Annotated in this window: 18 protein-coding genes; 9 read left to right on the forward strand and 9 right to left on the reverse strand. The window is 55.8% G+C overall.

Translation table 11 applies throughout. From position 1 onward, the window contains the following. Positions 1–107: 107 nt before the first annotated feature. Positions 108–1,577 carry an amino acid permease gene (locus CW267_RS19775; protein WP_012541030.1) on the forward strand — a complete coding sequence of 490 codons (1,470 nt, stop codon included), beginning with the start codon at positions 108–110 and terminating at the stop codon, positions 1,575–1,577. A 299-nt stretch (positions 1,578–1,876) separates the two neighbouring features. After that, positions 1,877–3,850 (forward strand): catecholate siderophore receptor CirA, encoded by a 1,974-nt coding sequence (gene cirA / locus CW267_RS19780; RefSeq protein ID WP_023297993.1) that lies wholly within the window; start codon positions 1,877–1,879, stop codon positions 3,848–3,850. A gap of 70 nt (positions 3,851–3,920) precedes the next feature. Here cirA and fghA read toward each other — a convergent pair whose 3' ends face one another. Further along, a complete protein-coding gene (gene fghA / locus CW267_RS19785; protein ID WP_008804024.1) occupies positions 3,921–4,754 on the reverse strand; it encodes an S-formylglutathione hydrolase in 834 nt (277 codons plus the stop codon). A gap of 360 nt (positions 4,755–5,114) precedes the next feature. Between fghA and folE the strand changes: the two genes are divergently transcribed. The 6 genes from folE (at position 5,115) to mglC (ending at position 12,094) form a co-directional block, all read left to right on the forward strand. After that, positions 5,115–5,783 carry a GTP cyclohydrolase I FolE gene (gene folE / locus CW267_RS19790; protein ID WP_008804025.1) on the forward strand — a complete coding sequence of 223 codons (669 nt, stop codon included), beginning with the start codon at positions 5,115–5,117 and terminating at the stop codon, positions 5,781–5,783. A gap of 15 nt (positions 5,784–5,798) precedes the next feature. Further along, positions 5,799–6,956, forward strand: a complete 1,158-nt coding sequence (yeiB, locus tag CW267_RS19795; protein ID WP_008804026.1) for a DUF418 domain-containing protein YeiB — start codon at positions 5,799–5,801, stop codon at positions 6,954–6,956. Positions 6,957–7,111: 155 nt separating this feature from the next. Next, positions 7,112–8,134: an HTH-type transcriptional regulator GalS gene (gene galS, locus CW267_RS19800; protein ID WP_012967553.1), complete on the forward strand. Its 1,023-nt coding sequence runs from the start codon at positions 7,112–7,114 to the stop codon at positions 8,132–8,134. Between the two features lie 296 nt (positions 8,135–8,430). After that, positions 8,431–9,429 (forward strand): galactose/glucose ABC transporter substrate-binding protein MglB, encoded by a 999-nt coding sequence (gene mglB, locus CW267_RS19805; protein WP_008804028.1) that lies wholly within the window; start codon positions 8,431–8,433, stop codon positions 9,427–9,429. Positions 9,430–9,547: 118 nt separating this feature from the next. Further along, positions 9,548–11,068 (forward strand): galactose/methyl galactoside ABC transporter ATP-binding protein MglA, encoded by a 1,521-nt coding sequence (mglA, locus tag CW267_RS19810; protein ID WP_008804029.1) that lies wholly within the window; start codon positions 9,548–9,550, stop codon positions 11,066–11,068. 15 nt (positions 11,069–11,083) lie between these two features. Beyond that, on the forward strand, positions 11,084–12,094 hold the full coding sequence (gene mglC, locus CW267_RS19815) for a galactose/methyl galactoside ABC transporter permease MglC (protein ID WP_002912871.1): 1,011 nt from the start codon (positions 11,084–11,086) through the stop codon (positions 12,092–12,094). Positions 12,095–12,135: 41 nt separating this feature from the next. Here mglC and CW267_RS19820 read toward each other — a convergent pair whose 3' ends face one another. The 8 genes from CW267_RS19820 to CW267_RS19850 form a co-directional block, all read right to left on the reverse strand. Continuing rightward, a complete protein-coding gene (locus CW267_RS19820) occupies positions 12,136–12,582 on the reverse strand; it encodes a helix-turn-helix transcriptional regulator (protein ID WP_012541033.1) in 447 nt (148 codons plus the stop codon). Continuing rightward, on the reverse strand, positions 12,579–13,229 hold the full coding sequence (locus tag CW267_RS31395; protein WP_226330289.1) for a HipA domain-containing protein: 651 nt from the start codon (positions 13,227–13,229) through the stop codon (positions 12,579–12,581). The genes CW267_RS19820 and CW267_RS31395 overlap by 4 nt, the downstream gene beginning before the upstream one ends. Next, complete coding sequence (locus tag CW267_RS31400; RefSeq protein WP_022064813.1) at positions 13,162–13,683, reverse strand: hypothetical protein; 522 nt, start codon at positions 13,681–13,683, stop codon at positions 13,162–13,164. Before CW267_RS31400 ends, CW267_RS31395 begins: the two co-directional genes overlap by 68 nt. Positions 13,684–13,797: 114 nt before the next feature. Continuing rightward, on the reverse strand, positions 13,798–14,529 hold the full coding sequence (gene sanA, locus CW267_RS19830; RefSeq protein ID WP_008804033.1) for an outer membrane permeability protein SanA: 732 nt from the start codon (positions 14,527–14,529) through the stop codon (positions 13,798–13,800). Positions 14,530–14,565: 36 nt separating this feature from the next. After that, complete coding sequence (locus CW267_RS19835; RefSeq protein WP_100781288.1) at positions 14,566–14,784, reverse strand: hypothetical protein; 219 nt, start codon at positions 14,782–14,784, stop codon at positions 14,566–14,568. Positions 14,785–14,805: 21 nt separating this feature from the next. Continuing rightward, positions 14,806–15,690, reverse strand: coding sequence for a cytidine deaminase (cdd, locus tag CW267_RS19840; RefSeq protein ID WP_012541034.1), 885 nt, complete (start codon positions 15,688–15,690; stop codon positions 14,806–14,808). A gap of 128 nt (positions 15,691–15,818) precedes the next feature. Then, positions 15,819–16,514, reverse strand: a complete 696-nt coding sequence (locus tag CW267_RS19845) for a CidB/LrgB family autolysis modulator (protein WP_008804035.1) — start codon at positions 16,512–16,514, stop codon at positions 15,819–15,821. Further along, positions 16,504–16,908, reverse strand: coding sequence for a CidA/LrgA family protein (locus CW267_RS19850; protein ID WP_004201620.1), 405 nt, complete (start codon positions 16,906–16,908; stop codon positions 16,504–16,506). The genes CW267_RS19845 and CW267_RS19850 overlap by 11 nt, the downstream gene beginning before the upstream one ends. A 358-nt stretch (positions 16,909–17,266) precedes the next feature. On the opposite strand from CW267_RS19850, the gene dusC reads away from it, so the two are divergent. After that, complete coding sequence (gene dusC / locus CW267_RS19855) at positions 17,267–18,199, forward strand: tRNA dihydrouridine(16) synthase DusC (protein ID WP_012541036.1); 933 nt, start codon at positions 17,267–17,269, stop codon at positions 18,197–18,199. The last annotated feature ends 164 nt before the right edge of the window (positions 18,200–18,363 follow it).

The raw sequence follows: 18,363 nt of genomic DNA on the forward strand, positions 1-18,363 counted from the left end.
TTTGCGGGCGATCATGAAGCTCTCTTATAACTTTGCATTTGTACCGGATGGAACCCCGATCGTCTGCTACAATCGCGCCTCATTTTTTGGATGGATAGCATTATCACATGGTTTCGGAAACTAAAACCACAGAAGCGCCCACGCTACGTCGTGAACTGAAGGCGCGCCACTTGACCATGATCGCCATTGGCGGTTCCATCGGTACGGGTCTTTTTGTTGCCTCTGGCGCAACCATTTCGCAAGCAGGTCCCGGCGGGGCGCTGCTGTCTTATATTCTGATCGGTTTGATGGTCTATTTCCTGATGACCAGCCTGGGCGAGCTGGCGGCGTTTATGCCGGTGTCCGGTTCCTTCGCCACCTACGGCCAGAATTATGTTGAAGAAGGCTTCGGCTTCGCGCTGGGCTGGAACTACTGGTACAACTGGGCGGTGACGATCGCCGTTGACCTCGTGGCTTCGCAACTGGTGATGAGCTACTGGTTCCCTGATACCCCGGGCTGGATCTGGAGCGCCTTGTTCCTTGGCATTATGTTCCTGCTGAACTGGATCTCGGTGCGCGGCTTTGGCGAGGCGGAATACTGGTTCTCGCTGATCAAAGTCGCCACCGTCATTATCTTTATTATTGTCGGCGTGATGATGATTGTCGGCATCTTCAAAGGGTCGCAGCCCACTGGCTGGAGCAACTGGGGGATCGCTGATGCGCCATTCGCCGGTGGTTTCTCGGCGATGATCGGCGTGGCGATGATTGTCGGCTTCTCCTTCCAGGGCACTGAGCTTATCGGCATCGCGGCCGGTGAGTCTGAGGATCCGGAGAAGAACATCCCGCGCGCGGTGCGCCAGGTCTTCTGGCGTATCCTGCTGTTCTACGTTTTCGCCATTCTGATTATCAGCTTGATCATTCCGTACACCGACCCGAGCCTGCTGCGCAACGACGTGAAGGATATCTCCGTCAGCCCGTTCACGCTGGTCTTCCAGCATGCTGGTCTGCTGTCGGCGGCGGCGATCATGAACGCGGTTATCCTGACTGCCGTTCTGTCGGCCGGTAACTCCGGGATGTACGCTTCCACGCGTATGCTGTACACCCTGGCCTGCGACGGCAAAGCGCCGCGTATTTTCTCGAAGCTGTCGCGTGGCGGCGTGCCGCGCAACGCGCTGTACGCGACCACTGTTATCGCGGCGCTGTGCTTCCTGACGTCCATGTTCGGCAACCAGACGGTGTACCTGTGGCTGCTGAACACCTCCGGGATGACCGGCTTTATCGCCTGGCTGGGGATTGCGATCAGCCACTATCGTTTCCGTCGTGGCTACGTCATGCAGGGTAACGATATTAATAATCTGCCGTATCGTTCCGGGTTCTTCCCGCTGGGGCCGATCTTCGCTTTCGTGCTGTGCCTGATCATCACCCTCGGACAGAACTACGAAGCGTTCCTCAAGGACACCATTGACTGGGGCGGCGTGGCGGCGACCTACATCGGTATTCCGCTGTTCCTCGTCATCTGGTTTGGTTACAAGCTGGCGAAAGGCACCCGCTTTGTTCGCTACAGCGAAATGACCTTCCCGGAGCGCTTTAAGCGTTAATCTTCGCAATTGTGCGATAAAAGCCCTCTGAAAAGAGGGCTTTTTTTATGTCCGCACGGTTACAGCTTGACACAATTCTTCATAATTATATTGATAATCGTAATCATTATCTTTATCATTTTCGCCCATTACGGATGAAGCCACTCCCCGTCTCTGCCATTGGGTCAGACTGACATCGGGCGACCAGCCACATCGACGAGAAAACAGCGCGAGCATGCCGCCGACAGAGCGACAGGCCGCCAGCGCGTGTGAGCAGCACCTTTTTGTTTGTTTGGTTGTACACCTCATGGAGATTTGGAATGTTCAGGTTAAACCCTTTTATCCGGGCGGGATTGTCTGCGTCCGTCGTATCATTGGCGTTTCCGGCTCTCGCCGATGTAAATGAAGAAACGCTGGTGGTGACCGCCTCGGCCACTGAACAGAGCGTCAAAGACGCGCCGGCGAGCATCAGCGTCATCACCCAGCAGGATTTACAACGTAAGCCCGTCCAGAACCTGAAAGACGTACTGCGCGATGTCCCTGGGGTCCAGCTCACTAACGAAGGGGATAACCGCAAGGGCGTCAGCATTCGCGGTCTGAGCAGCAGCTATACCCTGATCCTCGTCGACGGGAAACGCGTCAACTCCCGCAACGCCGTCTTCCGCCACAATGACTTCGACCTGAACTGGATCCCGGTGGATGCCATCGAACGTATCGAGGTGGTGCGCGGCCCGATGTCCTCCCTTTACGGCTCCGATGCGCTCGGCGGCGTGGTCAACATCATTACCAAAAAAATCGGCCAGAAATGGACCGGGACGCTGAGCGCCGATACCACCATTCAGGAACACCGCGACCGCGGTGATACCTGGAACGGCCAGTTCTTCACCAGCGGTCCGCTGATCGACGGCGTGCTCGGGATGAAGGCCTACGGCAGCCTGGCAAAACGCGCCAAGGACGATCCGCAGTCTTCCAGCAGCGCCACCGGCGAGACGCCGCGCATCGAGGGCTTCACCAGCCGCGATGGCAATGTTGAATTCGCCTGGACGCCGAACGACAACCACGATTTCACCGCGGGCTATGGCTTTGACCGTCAGGATCGCGACTCCGATTCCCTTGACCGCAACCGCCTTGAGCGTGAGAACTACTCCCTGAGCCATAATGGCCGCTGGGATATGGGCAACAGCGAGCTCAAGTTCTACGGCGAAAAGGTGGATAACAAAAATCCGGGGCAGAACGGGACCATCACCTCGGAAAGCAATGCCATCGATGGCAAGTATGTCCTGCCGCTGGACATGATTAACCAGCTGGTGACCTTCGGCGGCGAATGGCGCCACGATAAACTCAAAGATCCGGTCAACCTGAGCAGTGGCGGCCAGTCGACCTCCGCCAGTCAGTACGCCCTGTTTATCGAAGACGAATGGCGCATCATCGAGCCGCTGGCGCTGACCACCGGCATTCGTATGGACGACCATCAGACCTATGGCGATCACTGGAGCCCACGCGCCTATCTGGTGTATAACGCCACCGATACCGTCACCGTCAAAGGCGGCTGGGCGACGGCGTTTAAAGCCCCGTCGCTGCTGCAGCTTAACCCCGACTGGACCACCAACTCCTGCCGCGGGTCGTGCAGCATCATCGGTAACCCGGACCTGAAACCGGAAACCAGTGAAAGTTTCGAGCTCGGTCTCTACTACCGTGGGGAAGAGGGCTGGCTGCAGGATGTCGAAGGCAGCATCACCACCTTCCAGAATAATGTCGACGATATGATCGATGTTCTGCGCACCTCCAGCGCCAGCGAAGCGCCGGGCTACCCGAACTTTGTCGGCTGGAAAACCGTCAACGGCAAGCGCGTGCCGATCTTCCGCTATTTCAACGTCAACAAAGCCCGCATCAAAGGGGTGGAGACGGAGGTGAAGATCCCGTTTGGCGATGAGTGGAAGCTGACGATGAACTACACCTATAACGATGGCCGCGATCTGAGCAATGGCGGCGACAAACCGCTGCAGACGCTGCCGTTCCATACCGCCAACGGCACGCTTGACTGGAAACCGCTGGACGACTGGTCCTTCTACGTGACGGCCAACTATACCGGCCAGCAACGCGCGGTAAGCGCCACCGGCAAAACGCCGGGCGGCTACACCCTGTTTGACGTTGGCGCGGCATGGCAGGTGACCAAAAACGTGAAACTGCGCTCCGGGGTGCAGAACGTGGGAGATAAAGATCTGAGCCGGGACGACTACAGCTACACCGAAGAGGGCCGTCGCTACTTTATGGCGGTGGATTATCGCTTCTGATCGTCGGCACTAAAACGTGGCCTGCGGGCCTGAGCATGCGCCGTGAAGCTGCTTCGCGGCGCAGTGGCGTTTAGGCAAAGAGATGCTGCGCATGGAAGCGCAGATGGTCTTCAATAAACGAGGCAATGAAGTAATAGCTGTGGTCGTAGCCAGGCTGGATACGCAGCGTTAACGGCCAGGCCTTCTGGCGGGCGGTTTCCGCCAGTACGGCCGGTTGTAATTGCCCGGCGAGGAACGGATCGTTATCGCCCTGGTCGATCAGCGTCGGCACGGCGTCAGCCGGCTGGCTGGCCTGCATCAGCGCGCAGCTGTCCCACGACTGCCATGTCGATTCATCCGCACCCAGATAGGCGGTAAACGCTTTCTTGCCCCACGGCACCTGGCCGGGATTGACGATCGGCGCGAAGGCGGAGACGCTGGCATAGCGGCCCGGATTTTTGAGCGCCATTACCAGCGCGCCGTGACCGCCCATCGAATGGCCGCTGATGGCGCAGCGTTCGCCGACGCTAAACTCGCTACGGATCAGCGCGGGCAGTTCATCGCGCAGATAATCATACATCCGATAGTGCGCCGCCCACGGCGCCTCGGTGGCATTCAGGTAGAAGCCGGCTCCTTGCCCCAGATCGTATCCATCATCGTTGGCGACCTCATCACCGCGCGGGCTGGTATCCGGCATCACCAGCGCGATGCCCAGCTCAGCGGCAATGCGCTGGGCGCCCGCCTTGGTGGTAAAGTTTTCGTCGTTACAGGTTAGCCCGGACAGCCAGTACAGTACCGGCGGCGGCGTTTCGCGCTCAGGCGGTAAAAAAATGCTGAACGTCATGGCGCAGTTCAGGACAGGGGAGTGATGACGCCAGCGTTGTTGCCGACCGTCGAAACAGCGATGCTCTTCAAGCAGTTCCATGCAAGGCTCCTCGAAAGGGGGGTGCGCGTAAACGTTCATAATACAGATATTTCATTAGCCGGTGAGTAACTTTCACTTTCTCCTTTTGAGAACTTACTGCATCATTAATGCTACTTATAGCCAACATGCCGGTGTAGCGATGGCGCTTATGGATGCGTACAGCGGTTAGATCATTCCGGATTCGGCGATAAGGATTTGGCGCCGCGCCTGAGGCGCGGCTTCAGGCCCTAATAAAAGGCAGCGCCAATTTCAATAATTATCGTTACGGCTACTGGATTCTGTGCGCCACCTCACGCACAATGAATACAAACTTTGCCCCCAGAAAAAGCAAAGAGCGCCACACCTGCAGGAGAAACCCAAATGTCATCACTGAGTAAAGAAGCCGTCCTCGTTCATGAAGCGCTGGTCGCTCGTGGGCTGGAGACGCCGATGCGTGCGCCAGTACAAGAAATTGATAACGAAACACGCAAGCGTTTGATTACCGGTCATATGACCGAGATTATGCAACTGCTGAATCTGGATCTGAGTGATGACAGTCTGATGGAGACCCCGCATCGCATCGCCAAAATGTATGTCGATGAGATCTTCTCCGGGCTGGATTACTCCCGCTTCCCGAAAATCACCGTCATTGAAAACAAAATGAAGGTTGATGAAATGGTGACCGTGCGCGATATCACCCTGACCAGCACCTGCGAACACCATTTCGTCACCATCGATGGTAAAGCGACAGTAGCCTATATCCCGAAAGATGCGGTGATCGGCCTGTCGAAAATCAACCGCATCGTGCAGTTTTTCGCTCAGCGTCCGCAGGTCCAGGAGCGTCTGACCCAGCAGATCCTGATCGCGCTGCAGACGCTGCTCGGCACCAGCAACGTGGCGGTATCCATTGACGCGGTGCATTACTGCGTGAAGGCGCGCGGCATTCGCGATGCGACCAGCGCCACCACCACCACCTCTCTCGGCGGCCTGTTTAAATCCAGCCAGAATACCCGCCAGGAATTCCTGCGCGCAGTACGTCACCACAACTAAAACGGAGCAGGGTACATGGAGAGAAATGTCACGCTGGACTTTGTCCGCGGCGTCGCCATCCTCGGTATCCTGCTTCTCAATATCAGCGCCTTCGGCTTGCCGAAGGCCGCTTACCTCAATCCCGCCTGGTCAGGAAGCGCGACCCTCAGCGATGCCTGGACGTGGGCACTCCTCGACCTGCTGGCGCAGGTGAAGTTTCTCACCCTGTTCGCGTTGCTGTTTGGCGCCGGTCTGCAGCTATTGCTCCCGCGAGGGAAGCGCTGGATCCAGTCGCGGCTGACGCTGCTGGCGCTGCTCGGTTTCATTCACGGTCTTTTTTTCTGGGATGGCGACATTCTGCTGGCCTACGCCCTGGTGGGGCTGGTGAGCTGGCGCATGGTGCGTGAGGCGCACCATGTCAAATCGCTGTTCAATACCGGGGTGGTGCTCTACCTCATCGGCATTGCGGTGCTGGTCCTGCTGGGAGTCATCTCCGGGACGGCGGCGAATCGCTCCTGGGTGCCGGATGCGGCGAACCTGCAGTATGAGCAGTACTGGAAGCTGCACGGCGGCATGGAGGCGGTCAGCAACCGGGCGGATATGCTATCGGACAATCTGCTGGCGCTGGGCGCCCAGTATGGCTGGCAGCTGGCGGGGATGATGCTGATGGGCGCGGCGCTAATGCGCAGCGGCTGGCTCAAAGGGCAGTTCAGTCTGCGTCACTACCGGCGCACGGGTGCCCTGCTGGTGGTTGCCGGCATGGCGGTAAATCTGCCGGCAATATTCGCCCAGTGGTATCTGGCCTGGGACTATCGCTGGTGTGCGTTTTTGCTGCAGGCGCCGCGCGAACTGAGCGCCCCCTTACAGGCGATCGGCTATGCCTCGCTGGCCTGGGGCTACTGGCCGCAGCTGTGCCGTTTCCGCCTGGTGGGCGCTATCGCCTGCGTCGGACGCATGGCGCTGACCAACTACCTGTTGCAGACCCTGATCTGCACCACCCTGTTTTATCATCTCGGGCTGTTTATGCGCTTCGATCGTCTGCAGCTGCTGGCCTTTGTTCCCCCCATCTGGGCCGTTAACCTCCTTGTCTCATCGCTGTGGCTGCGCCGCTTCCGCCAGGGGCCGGTGGAATGGCTGTGGCGTCAGTTAACCCTGCGTGCGTCAGGCACATCATTGAAAGACACATCCAGATAACGATCTCGATCACAATCATTAACAAAACGGATGTAAACGTTTCCAGCCGTGTGACCTCACTCACGTAGCGGACCGCGGGTCGCTGCCAGAATAGCCTCCTTGCTGAGCACAGGAGGTGAATGTGACGTGCTGTAATTCTCTTAAGGTCGCTGAGTATGATCACCATTCGTGATGTCGCCCGCCAGGCGGGTGTATCCGTGGCCACCGTGTCGCGGGTGCTGAACAACAGCGCGCTGGTGAGTCCGGATACGCGCGACGCCGTGATGAAAGCGGTGACCCAACTGGGCTACCGACCCAACGCCAACGCCCAGGCGCTGGCCACCCAGGTGAGCGATACCATCGGCGTGGTGGTGATGGACGTCTCCGACGCCTTCTTCGGCGCGCTGGTGAAAGCGGTGGATACCGTCGCCCAGCAGCATCAGAAGTATGTGCTAATCGGCAACAGCTATCACGAGGCGGAAAAAGAGCGCCACGCCATCGAGGTGCTGATCCGCCAGCGCTGCTCGGCGCTGATTGTCCATTCGAAAGCGCTCAGCGATGATGAACTGAGCGACTTTATGCAACATATCCCGGGAATGGTGCTGATCAACCGCATTGTGCCAGGCTTTGCCCATCGCTGCGTCGGGCTCGACAACGTCAGCGGCGCGCTGATGGCCACCCGCATGCTGCTCAATCACGGTCACCAGCGCATCGGCTATCTCTCCTCAAACCACGGCATTGAAGATGACGATATGCGCCGGGAAGGGTGGAGCAAAGCGCTGCAGGAGCAGGGCATCATCGCCCCGGACAGCTGGGTCGGTTCTGGCTCCCCGGATATGCAGGGCGGCGAGGCGGCGATGGTCGAACTGCTGGGGCGTAATCTCGGTCTCACCGCGGTATTCGCCTATAACGACAGCATGGCGGCCGGCGCGCTGACGACCCTGAAGGACAACGGCATTGTCGTGCCGCAGCATCTGTCGCTGATTGGCTTTGATGATATTCCTATTTCCCGTTACACCGATCCTCAACTCACTACCGTGCGCTATCCGGTAATGTCGATGGCAAAGCTGGCCACCGAGCTGGCGCTGCTGGGGGCGGCCGGCAAGCTGGATCGCGAGGCAACGCACTGCTTTATGCCGACGCTGGTGCGCCGTCATTCCGTTGCCCAGCGGCAAACTGTGGGGCCGATCACTAACTGAAGCGGTGATGGGATGTAACCGCTTTCAATTTGTGAGTAAATTCACAGTATATTAACATTCGCCTGATTATGATGGCAGCGTTTACCAGTCTGAACCACGAGGTGATGGGTTATCCTCACTTTTTTAAGTAGGAACAAGGCGTTAAACGAGTTTTAGAGTCGTATTTTTCTGGAGCGTTACCCGACACGGAAGACCGAATTTTCGTCGTGAAATGCGTTGTGCGGTAACACTAATGCAACAAACCCCGCCCGCACTTTTTCACAATAATGACCCTGCATAATAAAACCGGAGATTCCATGAATAAGAAGGTGTTTACCCTGTCTGCTGTAATGGCTGGTCTGTTATTTGGCGCCGCCGCACACGCAGCAGATACCCGTATCGGCGTGACGATTTATAAATATGACGACAACTTTATGTCGGTGGTGCGTAAGGCGATTGAAAAAGATGGCAAATCCGCGCCTGACGTCCAGCTGCTGATGAATGACTCGCAGAACGACCAGTCGAAGCAAAACGATCAGATTGACGTGCTGTTGGCGAAAGGCGTGAAGGCGCTGGCGATTAACCTGGTTGACCCGGCGGCAGCGGGAACGGTGATTGAAAAAGCGCGCGGGCAGAATATTCCGGTGGTGTTCTTCAACAAAGAGCCTTCCCGCAAAGCGCTGGATAGTTATGACAAAGCTTATTACGTCGGTACCGATTCGAAAGAGTCCGGGATTATTCAGGGCGATCTGATCGCCAAGCACTGGAAAGCCAACCCGAACTGGGATCTGAATAAAGACGGTCAGATCCAGTTCGTCCTGCTGAAAGGCGAGCCGGGCCATCCGGATGCGGAAGCGCGTACCACCTACGTTATCAAAGAGCTGAATGATAAAGGTCTGAAGACCCAGCAGCTGCAGCTGGATACCGCCATGTGGGATACCGCGCAGGCGAAAGACAAAATGGACGCCTGGCTCTCCGGCCCGAATGCGAACAAGATTGAAGTAGTGATCGCGAACAACGATGCCATGGCGATGGGTGCGGTTGAAGCGCTGAAAGCGCACAACAAGAGCAGCATTCCGGTGTTTGGCGTCGATGCCCTGCCAGAAGCGCTGGCGCTGGTGAAATCCGGTGCGATGGCCGGTACCGTGCTGAACGATGCCAACAACCAGGCAAAAGCGACCTTCGATCTGGCGAAAAACCTCGCGGAAGGTAAAGAAGCCGCGGCGGGCACCAACTGGAAAATTGACAACAAGATTGTTCGCGTACCGTACGTGGGCGTCGATAAAGACAACCTGAGCCAGTTTACCGGCAAGTAATCGTGATGTGAGTTGCGGGCGTGGTTTAACCACGCCCGATTATTCCTGATACAGAACCAGACTCCTGCTGGCGTTATTGCGCCGGACGGGGCGTGCATGAACGCAGCCAGGTATAACTATGGTCAGCAATAATAGCGAACGGTCAGGCGAATATTTGTTGGAAATGACCAACATCAACAAATCGTTTCCTGGCGTCAAGGCTCTTGATAATGTCAACCTGAAGGTTCGTCCGCACTCCATTCATGCGTTAATGGGTGAGAACGGCGCCGGCAAATCGACATTATTAAAATGCCTTTTTGGGATCTATCAAAAAGATTCCGGTAGCATTCTTTTTCAGGGAAAAGAGATCGATTTCCATTCGGCGAAAGAAGCCCTGGAAAACGGTATATCGATGGTGCATCAGGAATTAAACCTGGTTTTACAGCGTTCAGTCATGGATAACATGTGGCTCGGACGCTATCCCACCAAAGGCATGTTTGTCGATCAGGACAAAATGTACCGGGATACCAAGGCCATTTTTGATGAGCTGGATATTGATATCGACCCGCGCGCTCGCGTCGGTACCTTATCGGTATCCCAGATGCAGATGATTGAGATCGCTAAGGCGTTTTCCTATGACGCCAAAATCGTCATCATGGACGAGCCGACGTCATCGCTGACGGAAAAAGAGGTCAACCATCTGTTTAAGATCATCCGCAAGCTGAAAGATCGCGGCTGCGGTATCGTCTATATCTCGCATAAAATGGAAGAAATTTTCCAGCTGTGCGATGAAATAACCATCCTGCGCGACGGCCAGTGGATCGCCACCCAGCCGCTGGAAGGGCTGGATATGGACAAGATTATCGCCATGATGGTCGGGCGCTCGCTCAACCAGCGTTTTCCGGATCGCGAAAATACCCCGGGAGAAGTGATCCTCCAGGTGCGCAATCTCACCTCGCTGCGTCAACCCTCCATTCGCGATGTCTCCTTTGATCTGCATAAGGGCGAAATTCTCGGTATCGCCGGCCTGGTAGGCGCTAAACGCACCGACATCGTGGAGACCCTGTTCGGGATCCGTGAGAAGGCCAGCGGCACCATCACCCTGCACGGTAAGAAGATCAACAACCACAGCGCCAACGAGGCGATTAACCACGGTTTTGCACTGGTGACCGAGGAGCGGCGCTCCACCGGGATTTATGCCTATCTGGATATCGGTTTTAACTCGCTGATCTCCAATATTAAGAAATATAAAAACAGCATCGGCTTGCTGGATAACTCGCGAATGAAGAGCGACACCCAGTGGGTTATTGACTCGATGCGCGTTAAAACCCCCGGCCAGCATACGCAGATCGGTTCGCTTTCCGGTGGTAACCAGCAAAAGGTCATTATAGGCCGCTGGCTGCTGACCCAGCCGGAGATCCTGATGCTGGATGAGCCAACGCGCGGTATCGACGTCGGCGCCAAATTCGAGATCTACCAGCTGATTGCCGAGCTGGCTAAAAAAGACAAAGGGATCATTATTATTTCTTCCGAAATGCCGGAACTGCTGGGGATTACCGACCGCATTCTGGTGATGAGCAATGGCCTTGTCGCGGGCATTGTAGAGACTAAAACCACCACGCAAAACGAAATACTGCGTCTTGCGTCATTGCACCTTTAAGATCAGGGGCTTCACATGAGTGCGTTAAATAAAAAGAGTTTTCTCACTTACCTGAAAGAGGGTGGGATATATGTCGTCCTTCTGGTCCTGTTGGCCATTATTATTTTCCAGGATCCGACATTTTTAAGTCTGCTCAACCTGAGTAATATCCTGACTCAGTCTTCGGTGCGTATTATTATTGCCCTGGGCGTGGCCGGACTTATCGTCACGCAGGGGACCGACCTCTCCGCCGGCCGTCAGGTGGGACTGGCGGCGGTCATTGCCGCCACCATGCTGCAGGCGGTGGATAATGCCAACAAGGTGTTCCCGGATATGGCGACCATGCCGATCCCGTTGGTGATCCTGCTGGTGTGCGCCATCGGGGCGGTCATCGGCCTGATTAACGGGATCGTCATCGCCTACCTGAACGTGACGCCGTTTATTACCACCCTCGGCACCATGATCATCGTGTACGGCATTAACTCGCTGTACTACGACTTCGTGGGCGCGTCGCCGATCTCCGGTTTTGACAGCCACTTCTCCCATTTTGCCCAGGGGTTTGTGGCGCTGGGCTCGTTCCGCCTGTCCTACATTACCTTCTACGCGCTGATTGCCGTCTTCTTTGTCTGGATCCTGTGGAACAAGACGCGCTTTGGTAAAAACATCTTCGCTATCGGCGGTAACCCGGAAGCGGCGAAAGTCTCCGGGGTTAACGTGGCGTTGAACCTGCTGATGATCTATGCCCTCTCCGGCGTGTTTTACGCCTTCGGCGGCCTGCTGGAAGCCGGGCGTATCGGCTCGGCGACCAATAACCTCGGCTTTATGTACGAACTGGACGCCATCGCCGCCTGCGTGGTGGGCGGCGTTTCGTTCAGCGGCGGGGTAGGGACCGTATTCGGCGTGGTGACCGGGGTGATTATCTTCACCGTCATCAACTACGGCCTGACCTATATCGGCGTCAACCCTTACTGGCAGTACATTATTAAGGGGGCGATTATTATCTTCGCCGTGGCGCTGGACTCCCTGAAATACGCCCGTAAGAAATAAGATTGAACGCATCAAAAACCCGCGCCTGGCGCGGGTTTTTACTATTTAAATAGAGAAGAAATAAGTGTTTTAGAAATAGGGACGAGTCCTGTTTCAAGGCCAAACGGCTTATAGATTTTATTAATGATCTCGGCAGAATAATTGCCTTTATCATTTTCCACATCAGATAAGGTCTTACGAGAGACATCCACTAGCCGGGCATATTCATCCTGGCGTAAACCCAGAACTTCTACTCTCAGTTTTTTCAGGGCCTCTCCCTGGCTGATGGCGCCTAGCATGATGTCATGGATAATGGCGTGAATGACCGCCTGACGATCGACCGTTTTGACTTTTTTTAAACCAGCCGAGACGCGTTGTCTGCTTATCTCTGAACGAGCTTTTTTTTCTGTAGCCGTTACCCCGGTGGCGGGTAGGGATGGTGGGTTATCCGCCCGCAGCCTGGCTAAGGTATTTTGGATTTCTGTTTCTTTTTTATTCAGGGTCTTCATAACAGCCCCCAGCGATCGAGTTTGTCAGGTATAAATTTAAAACCAATTGATGGCATTTCCAGAATCTGAACAGGAACGCCGCGTACTTTAAGACGGGATGGTAAATCAACGAGTTGAGATGCGGTTTCACTTAAAGCATTAAGCAATGTGTCAGGGGTGATCCATTCAGCCAAAGCTTGTGCGATGGCGCCAAAGTTATATTCGCCTCCTGATTCGCAGGCTAATGACCACTTCATCGTGCGCGGTATACCTTCCGGGTCGGCTTTCATTGGTGCAAAATCGTAGATTGGCGCAAGGATAATTTCATTATCTGCTTTCATAAATGCAGTATTACGTCCATGGTTATCACTATTGCCAAAAATAATGTTTAATAAGTCTCGACGTACCCAATCGATGATAAATCCTTGAACATCAAAGCGATAATTCTGTACTCTTACCATATTACTGGATGTGATCTTTTCGATTAGGATCCGCAGCGTGGTTTCATGATCAAGTATCGTCGCTGGCGCTTTTTGTAACAGAGAATAGACTGACTCCATTCCCAATCTCATTATCCGGCCATCACCGTCTCTTCTGATATCAAATCGCGGCAACCAGAGAGAGGGATAATGTAGCCCCTCCTGCTGCGGCTCCTCGTTCCTGGTCATAGTCGAGAAAATCACTGGCACGATTCATGACATCAGTGACAGAGAACGTTTTACTGCTTGCCAGACTATCCCAGTCCGGCACCGAGTCTTTAATGCGTAAATTTCCCACTGGCGACATCGTGCCGAATTTGAGCAAGATGAAATTCTGCTGGCCCTGAGGAAGTTCACTGATATCTAAAAAGTTAACCCAGTAACGTCGGCTGGCGCCGCCTGGAATGATATCGTCTATAAATCTTAACCATCCAGGATTTCCGTGATCCTCAAAATAAAGCGAAACGGGATGGTTGAGCGACACGGCGTGATAGTCATCGCGTTCCAGAAAGTCGATGGCGTAATCGGTAAGATAGTCGATTTGTGTTGTAAACCAGTCCCCTTGCTCACTACCGGGGAATTTTATCAACGCAATGTCTTGCCACTCCGCATTGAGAAAGGCTTGTACCGTTAATGTTTCCATCGCGCCCTCCAAAAAGGATGATGAGTGAAATATTACTCATTAAAGAGCATTCATGCAATTAACGTTACTTATAATACGCATTGTTTTGGCATCGCATGATTAATGCATCTTATATCACTCATTGGCGGGTTTTGTGTTTTTCTGCAGTTCCAGCAGCTGCTCCGGAGTGACTGCCGGGTAGGACTGGGCGTCATCCGGTACGTCATGCTGCTGCGCCGGAATGGGGATGAGAGGGCCGAGAAAGCGCGGTTCCCGTTTGAAGATATAGAGGTCCGCCAGCGCGCCAAAGCGGGCGCCGAACTCGCGCAGCCGCACGCTCCACATATCCTTCGGCGACGGCACCGCGTAGCACTGGGCCTGGATCCCCATATGCAGGGCGATAAACAGCGCCCGTTCGCAGTGGAAGCGCTGGGTGATGATAATGAAGTCGTTGGTGTCGAACACTTTGCGGGTACGGACGATTGAGTCGAGCGTACGGAAGCCGGCATAGTCCAGCACGATATCGGCGGGATCGACGCCGCCTTTAATCAGGTCCCGACGCATGGTCATCGGTTCATTGTAGCTTTGCAGAGCATTATCGCCGCTCAGCAGCAGATAGTTGACCTTGCCGCTGTTGTAGGCGTTCAGCGCACCCTGGATGCGGTAGCGGTAATACTGATTGATGACGCCGGTGCGGTAATATTTGGCGGTGCCCAGCACCACGCCGACCTGACGGTAGGGCAGGTCCTGCAGCTCATCATAGATATAGGGCGCGGTTTTCCAGCTCATCCAGCGGTCAAGGCCCAGCACGGTCAACAGCAGCAGGCCGAGCAGGACTAACAGGCTGTAGAACACACGCTTTAACATGAACTTGGCTCAATAATAGACAACGGAGTCTTCAGGCTACTTTACCCGCCGGGTAAGCGCAAGAAACCCGCGTTTGATTGCGGGGATTTTCAGCAATATAGACAGATCGCCGAACGCAGGTCGGGTAAGGCGTGAGCCGACACCCGGCATAGAGATCTTCAGCTCGCCATGGCGCGAACCGTAGGTCGGGTAAGCGTAGTGCCACCCGACAACATCACGGTATAACAGGTCGGCCGGATAAGGCAAAACCGTCATCCGGCAATCTGCTCAGGCTGATCAACCTAACAGGACGCGCTCGATATTCTGGCAGCCCAGCGCCTTCAGGGTGGCGACGGTGGCATCCCACTGGATCAGCGCCGCGTCGGCTTTCTCCGCGAGGATTGCCCGCTGGATAGCGGGATAATCATAGCCGTTGAGGCTCAGGAGATTCAGCGCCCCCTGCAGCGGCGGCAGCGTCGGATTGAACGCTGCGTTTTCCGCATAGCTGCCGCTGAAAATGGTGCCGTCTTTCAGCTCCAGCGCCACGCCGGAGGGCGAGTGGCTGTAGGGCGCATGGCAGCGGTTGGCGGCCTGAATGGCTGCCTGGGTCAGGGCATCGCCGCTCACCGGGAAGCCATGGTCCTGTGCATCCATCAGCAGGGTTTTGATCTCCAGATCTTTCGGACCAAAGGCGTCCGGCAGATAGTGCTCCAGGGCATGCGCTTCGCGGCCCGGCAGATGAATGCGCAGCGCCAGTCCGCTGTTCAGTTCGTTCATAAACTGACGGCAATGGCCGCACGGCGTGTAGTTCACCGTAATAGCGCGCAGGGAGGTCTCGCCGCGCAGCCAGGCGTGGCTGATGGCGCTCTGTTCGGCGTGAACGGTCTGCTGCATGGTCGCGCCGAGAAATTCCATATTGCCGCCAAAGTACCAGCGGCCGCTGACGCCGCGGGCGATCGCCCCGACGTTAAAATGAGAAAGGTCGGCGCGCGCGCAGGCGGCAGCAAGCGGCAGTAGCGCAAAGGCCAGCGCGTCTTCGTCCAGACCTGTCGCCTGCTGCAGCGTCGCCACCTGATCGGCTTCGAGCAGCGCCGGGAAGTGCGGGTCGGCGAGCATCGGGGCGATGGCCGCCTGCAGGTCTGCTGCCAGAGTCGTCAAAGCAGCTTGAAAACGTGAGTGCATAGCGTTGCCTCATAACAATGTAATGGGAAGCCAGTGTACGGGCGTCCAGCAGTCTCATATGTGATGAATATCTCATTGTTTATGCAACTTTGATTTGTTGCATTAAAAAATGTGATTTAAATCACAATTTATCCCACCACCGCGAGGATCAGCGGAAATAAGAACGGCGCCATCAACGAGGTGATGATCCCGCACAGCACCAGCGCCAGCGAGCTAAACGCCCCTTCCTGATAGTCCAGTTCCGCACAGCGGGCGGTGCCGAGGGCGTGCGAGGCGGTACCCATTGACAGGCCGCGTGACGCTTTGGTGCGAATGCGCATCAGGTTAAGCAGCGTATGGCCGAATACCGCGCCAAGGATGCCGACAAAAATCACGCACACGGCGCTGATGGCCGGAATGCCGCCGATGCTGCCGCTGACCGCCATGGCAATCGGCGTAGTGACTGACTTAGGCAAAATAGAGGCGGCGATTTGCGGCGTGGCGCCCATCAGCAGGGCAACGGTAGTACCGGTGATCATCGCCACGCAGCTGCCGATAAAGCAGATGGTGATGATTGATTTCCAGCGCGCGCGGATCTGGTGCAGTTGCTCATACAGTGGAAAGGCCAGCGCGACCACCGCCGGCTGCAGCAGATCGTTCAGAACTTTGCTGCCGGCAAAATAACGCTCATAGGAGATCCCGGTCAGCAGCAGAAACGGGATTATCACCACCATCGCCACCAGCAGCGGGTTGAGCAGCGGGAACTTAAAGCGGGCGGCCAGCCTGCGGGCGAGAAAAAAGACGATCAGGGTTAGCGGCAGCGACCACCAGATTTCATGCATCATTTTTCTTTTCCTTTTGCCCAATCACTTTACGTTCGCCATGCACCAGGTGAGAGCTCCAGCTCACCACCACAAACACCACCAGGGTGCTGATTGCGCAGGAGATGACGACTGGCCCCAGCTGGGCGCGCAGCAGATCCCAGTACTGCATCACGCCGACGCCGATGGGCACGAACAATAGCGCCATATAGCGGATCAGGATATTGCAGCCAGGATTGACCCACTGCGGCGGCATAATTTGCAGCGCCAGCAGCACGAAGAGGATCAGCATGCCGATGATGCTGCCGGGGATAGTGATGGGCAGCAGTCCGGCGATAAAAATTCCGGCGTATAAGCAGGCGTAAATCAGGACGAAGGCCCGCAGGTACTGCCAGATAATAGTCAGCGATTTACTCATGGTAATAACCCTTGATGAAGTGCATTCATCATACAATTAATCCCTAAAATGTGCTACCGATCACATCATGAATTCTACGCATAGCGCTGATAGCGTACGGGAACAATAGCCTCTCCCGGCAGGACCCGACAGCTCGCAGCTTAGGGTATATGGAGTCCCACGCTACCTTTTTGAACGAGGCGCGGCAAATAAAGGCGGCATGAGACGCCGCAGACTCCTGTAAAGCATAGAGATTATCTCCTCGCTTTGCCGCATTCGCCGAACGGGGAATGGCGTACGGCAGGCCGGACGCATTGAGCGCTTTCCACCAATGCCTGGAGGCGCTACCATAGCGCCTCTTTTTTTTCCGGATAACGATATGCGTGTTCTACTGGCGCCGATGGAAGGCGTGCTCGATTCGCTGGTGCGCGAGCTGCTGACCGAGGTTAACGATTACGATCTGTGCATCACCGAATTTCTGCGCGTGGTGGATCAACTGCTGCCGGTAAAATCGTTCTACAGGCTGTGCCCGGAACTGCATCATCAGAGCCGCACGCCGTCCGGCACCCGCGTGCGCGTCCAGCTGCTGGGACAATATCCCGAGTGGCTGGCGGAAAACGCCGCCCGCGCGGTGGAGCTGGGGTCGTGGGGGGTGGATTTAAACTGCGGCTGTCCGTCTAAGCTGGTGAACGGCAGCGGCGGCGGGGCGACGCTGCTGAAAGATCCGGAGCTGATCTATCGCGGTGCGAAAGCCATGCGCGAAGCGGTTCCCGATCATCTGCCGGTGACCGTCAAGGTGCGACTCGGCTGGGACAGCGGCGAACGGCGCTTCGAAATCGCCGATGCGGTGCAGCAGGCCGGGGCCAGCGAGCTGGTGGTTCACGGCCGCACCAAAGAAGATGGCTACAAAGCCGAACGCATTAACTGGCAGGCGATCGGTGAGATCCGCCAGCGTCTGACCATTCCGGTGGTGGCCAACGGCGAGATCTGGGACTGGCAAAGCGCCCAGGATTGTATGGCCGTCACCGGCTGCGATTCGGTGATGATTGGCCGCGGGGCGCTCAACGTACCGAACCTCAGCCGGGTGATCAAATACAACGAACCGCGCATGCCGTGGCCGCAGGTGGTTCAGCTGTTGCAAAAATATACCCGCCTGGAAAAGCAGGGCGACACCGGTCTGTATCATGTGGCGAGAATTAAGCAATGGTTAGGCTATTTACGCAAGGAATATAGTGAGGCGCTGACCCTGTTTAATGAAATTCGCGCCCTGCAAACGTCTGCTGAAATAGCGGCGGCCATCGCCCGCTATTAAACACCATACTGTTATTTGCTTCACATATTATTACTTGCCTGCCTATTGCTGGTAGGCATGAGTTGAATAAAGTGATAATGTGCGGTCAATCAATTCAGGATTGCTACTGAACCCAGGCAAAACCTAAGCACTTTCGTCATTCGTGGCGGAAAGTGCTTAGGTTT

The organism is Klebsiella sp. X1-16S-Nf21, assembly GCF_002837615.1.
In the GTDB taxonomy this organism is placed as follows: domain Bacteria; phylum Pseudomonadota; class Gammaproteobacteria; order Enterobacterales; family Enterobacteriaceae; genus Klebsiella; species Klebsiella variicola.

Coding starts and splice junctions, on each gene's coding strand:
- galS (WP_012967553.1), top strand. CDS start 7,112: ATGATCACCATTCGTGATGTCGCCCGCCAGGCGGGTGTATCCGTGGCC.
- mglB (WP_008804028.1), top strand. CDS start 8,431: ATGAATAAGAAGGTGTTTACCCTGTCTGCTGTAATGGCTGGTCTGTTA.
- CW267_RS19850 (WP_004201620.1), bottom strand. CDS start 16,908: ATGAGTAAATCGCTGACTATTATCTGGCAGTACCTGCGGGCCTTCGTC.
- folE (WP_008804025.1), top strand. CDS start 5,115: ATGTCATCACTGAGTAAAGAAGCCGTCCTCGTTCATGAAGCGCTGGTC.
- sanA (WP_008804033.1), bottom strand. CDS start 14,529: ATGTTAAAGCGTGTGTTCTACAGCCTGTTAGTCCTGCTCGGCCTGCTG.
- cirA (WP_023297993.1), top strand. CDS start 1,877: ATGTTCAGGTTAAACCCTTTTATCCGGGCGGGATTGTCTGCGTCCGTC.
- fghA (WP_008804024.1), bottom strand. CDS start 4,754: ATGGAACTGCTTGAAGAGCATCGCTGTTTCGACGGTCGGCAACAACGC.
- CW267_RS31400 (WP_022064813.1), bottom strand. CDS start 13,683: ATGGAAACATTAACGGTACAAGCCTTTCTCAATGCGGAGTGGCAAGAC.
- mglC (WP_002912871.1), top strand. CDS start 11,084: ATGAGTGCGTTAAATAAAAAGAGTTTTCTCACTTACCTGAAAGAGGGT.
- cdd (WP_012541034.1), bottom strand. CDS start 15,690: ATGCACTCACGTTTTCAAGCTGCTTTGACGACTCTGGCAGCAGACCTG.
- CW267_RS19820 (WP_012541033.1), bottom strand. CDS start 12,582: ATGAAGACCCTGAATAAAAAAGAAACAGAAATCCAAAATACCTTAGCC.
- dusC (WP_012541036.1), top strand. CDS start 17,267: ATGCGTGTTCTACTGGCGCCGATGGAAGGCGTGCTCGATTCGCTGGTG.
- CW267_RS19835 (WP_100781288.1), bottom strand. CDS start 14,784: ATGACGGTTTTGCCTTATCCGGCCGACCTGTTATACCGTGATGTTGTC.
- yeiB (WP_008804026.1), top strand. CDS start 5,799: ATGGAGAGAAATGTCACGCTGGACTTTGTCCGCGGCGTCGCCATCCTC.
- CW267_RS31395 (WP_226330289.1), bottom strand. CDS start 13,229: ATGACCAGGAACGAGGAGCCGCAGCAGGAGGGGCTACATTATCCCTCT.
- CW267_RS19845 (WP_008804035.1), bottom strand. CDS start 16,514: ATGATGCATGAAATCTGGTGGTCGCTGCCGCTAACCCTGATCGTCTTT.
- CW267_RS19775 (WP_012541030.1), top strand. CDS start 108: ATGGTTTCGGAAACTAAAACCACAGAAGCGCCCACGCTACGTCGTGAA.
- mglA (WP_008804029.1), top strand. CDS start 9,548: ATGGTCAGCAATAATAGCGAACGGTCAGGCGAATATTTGTTGGAAATG.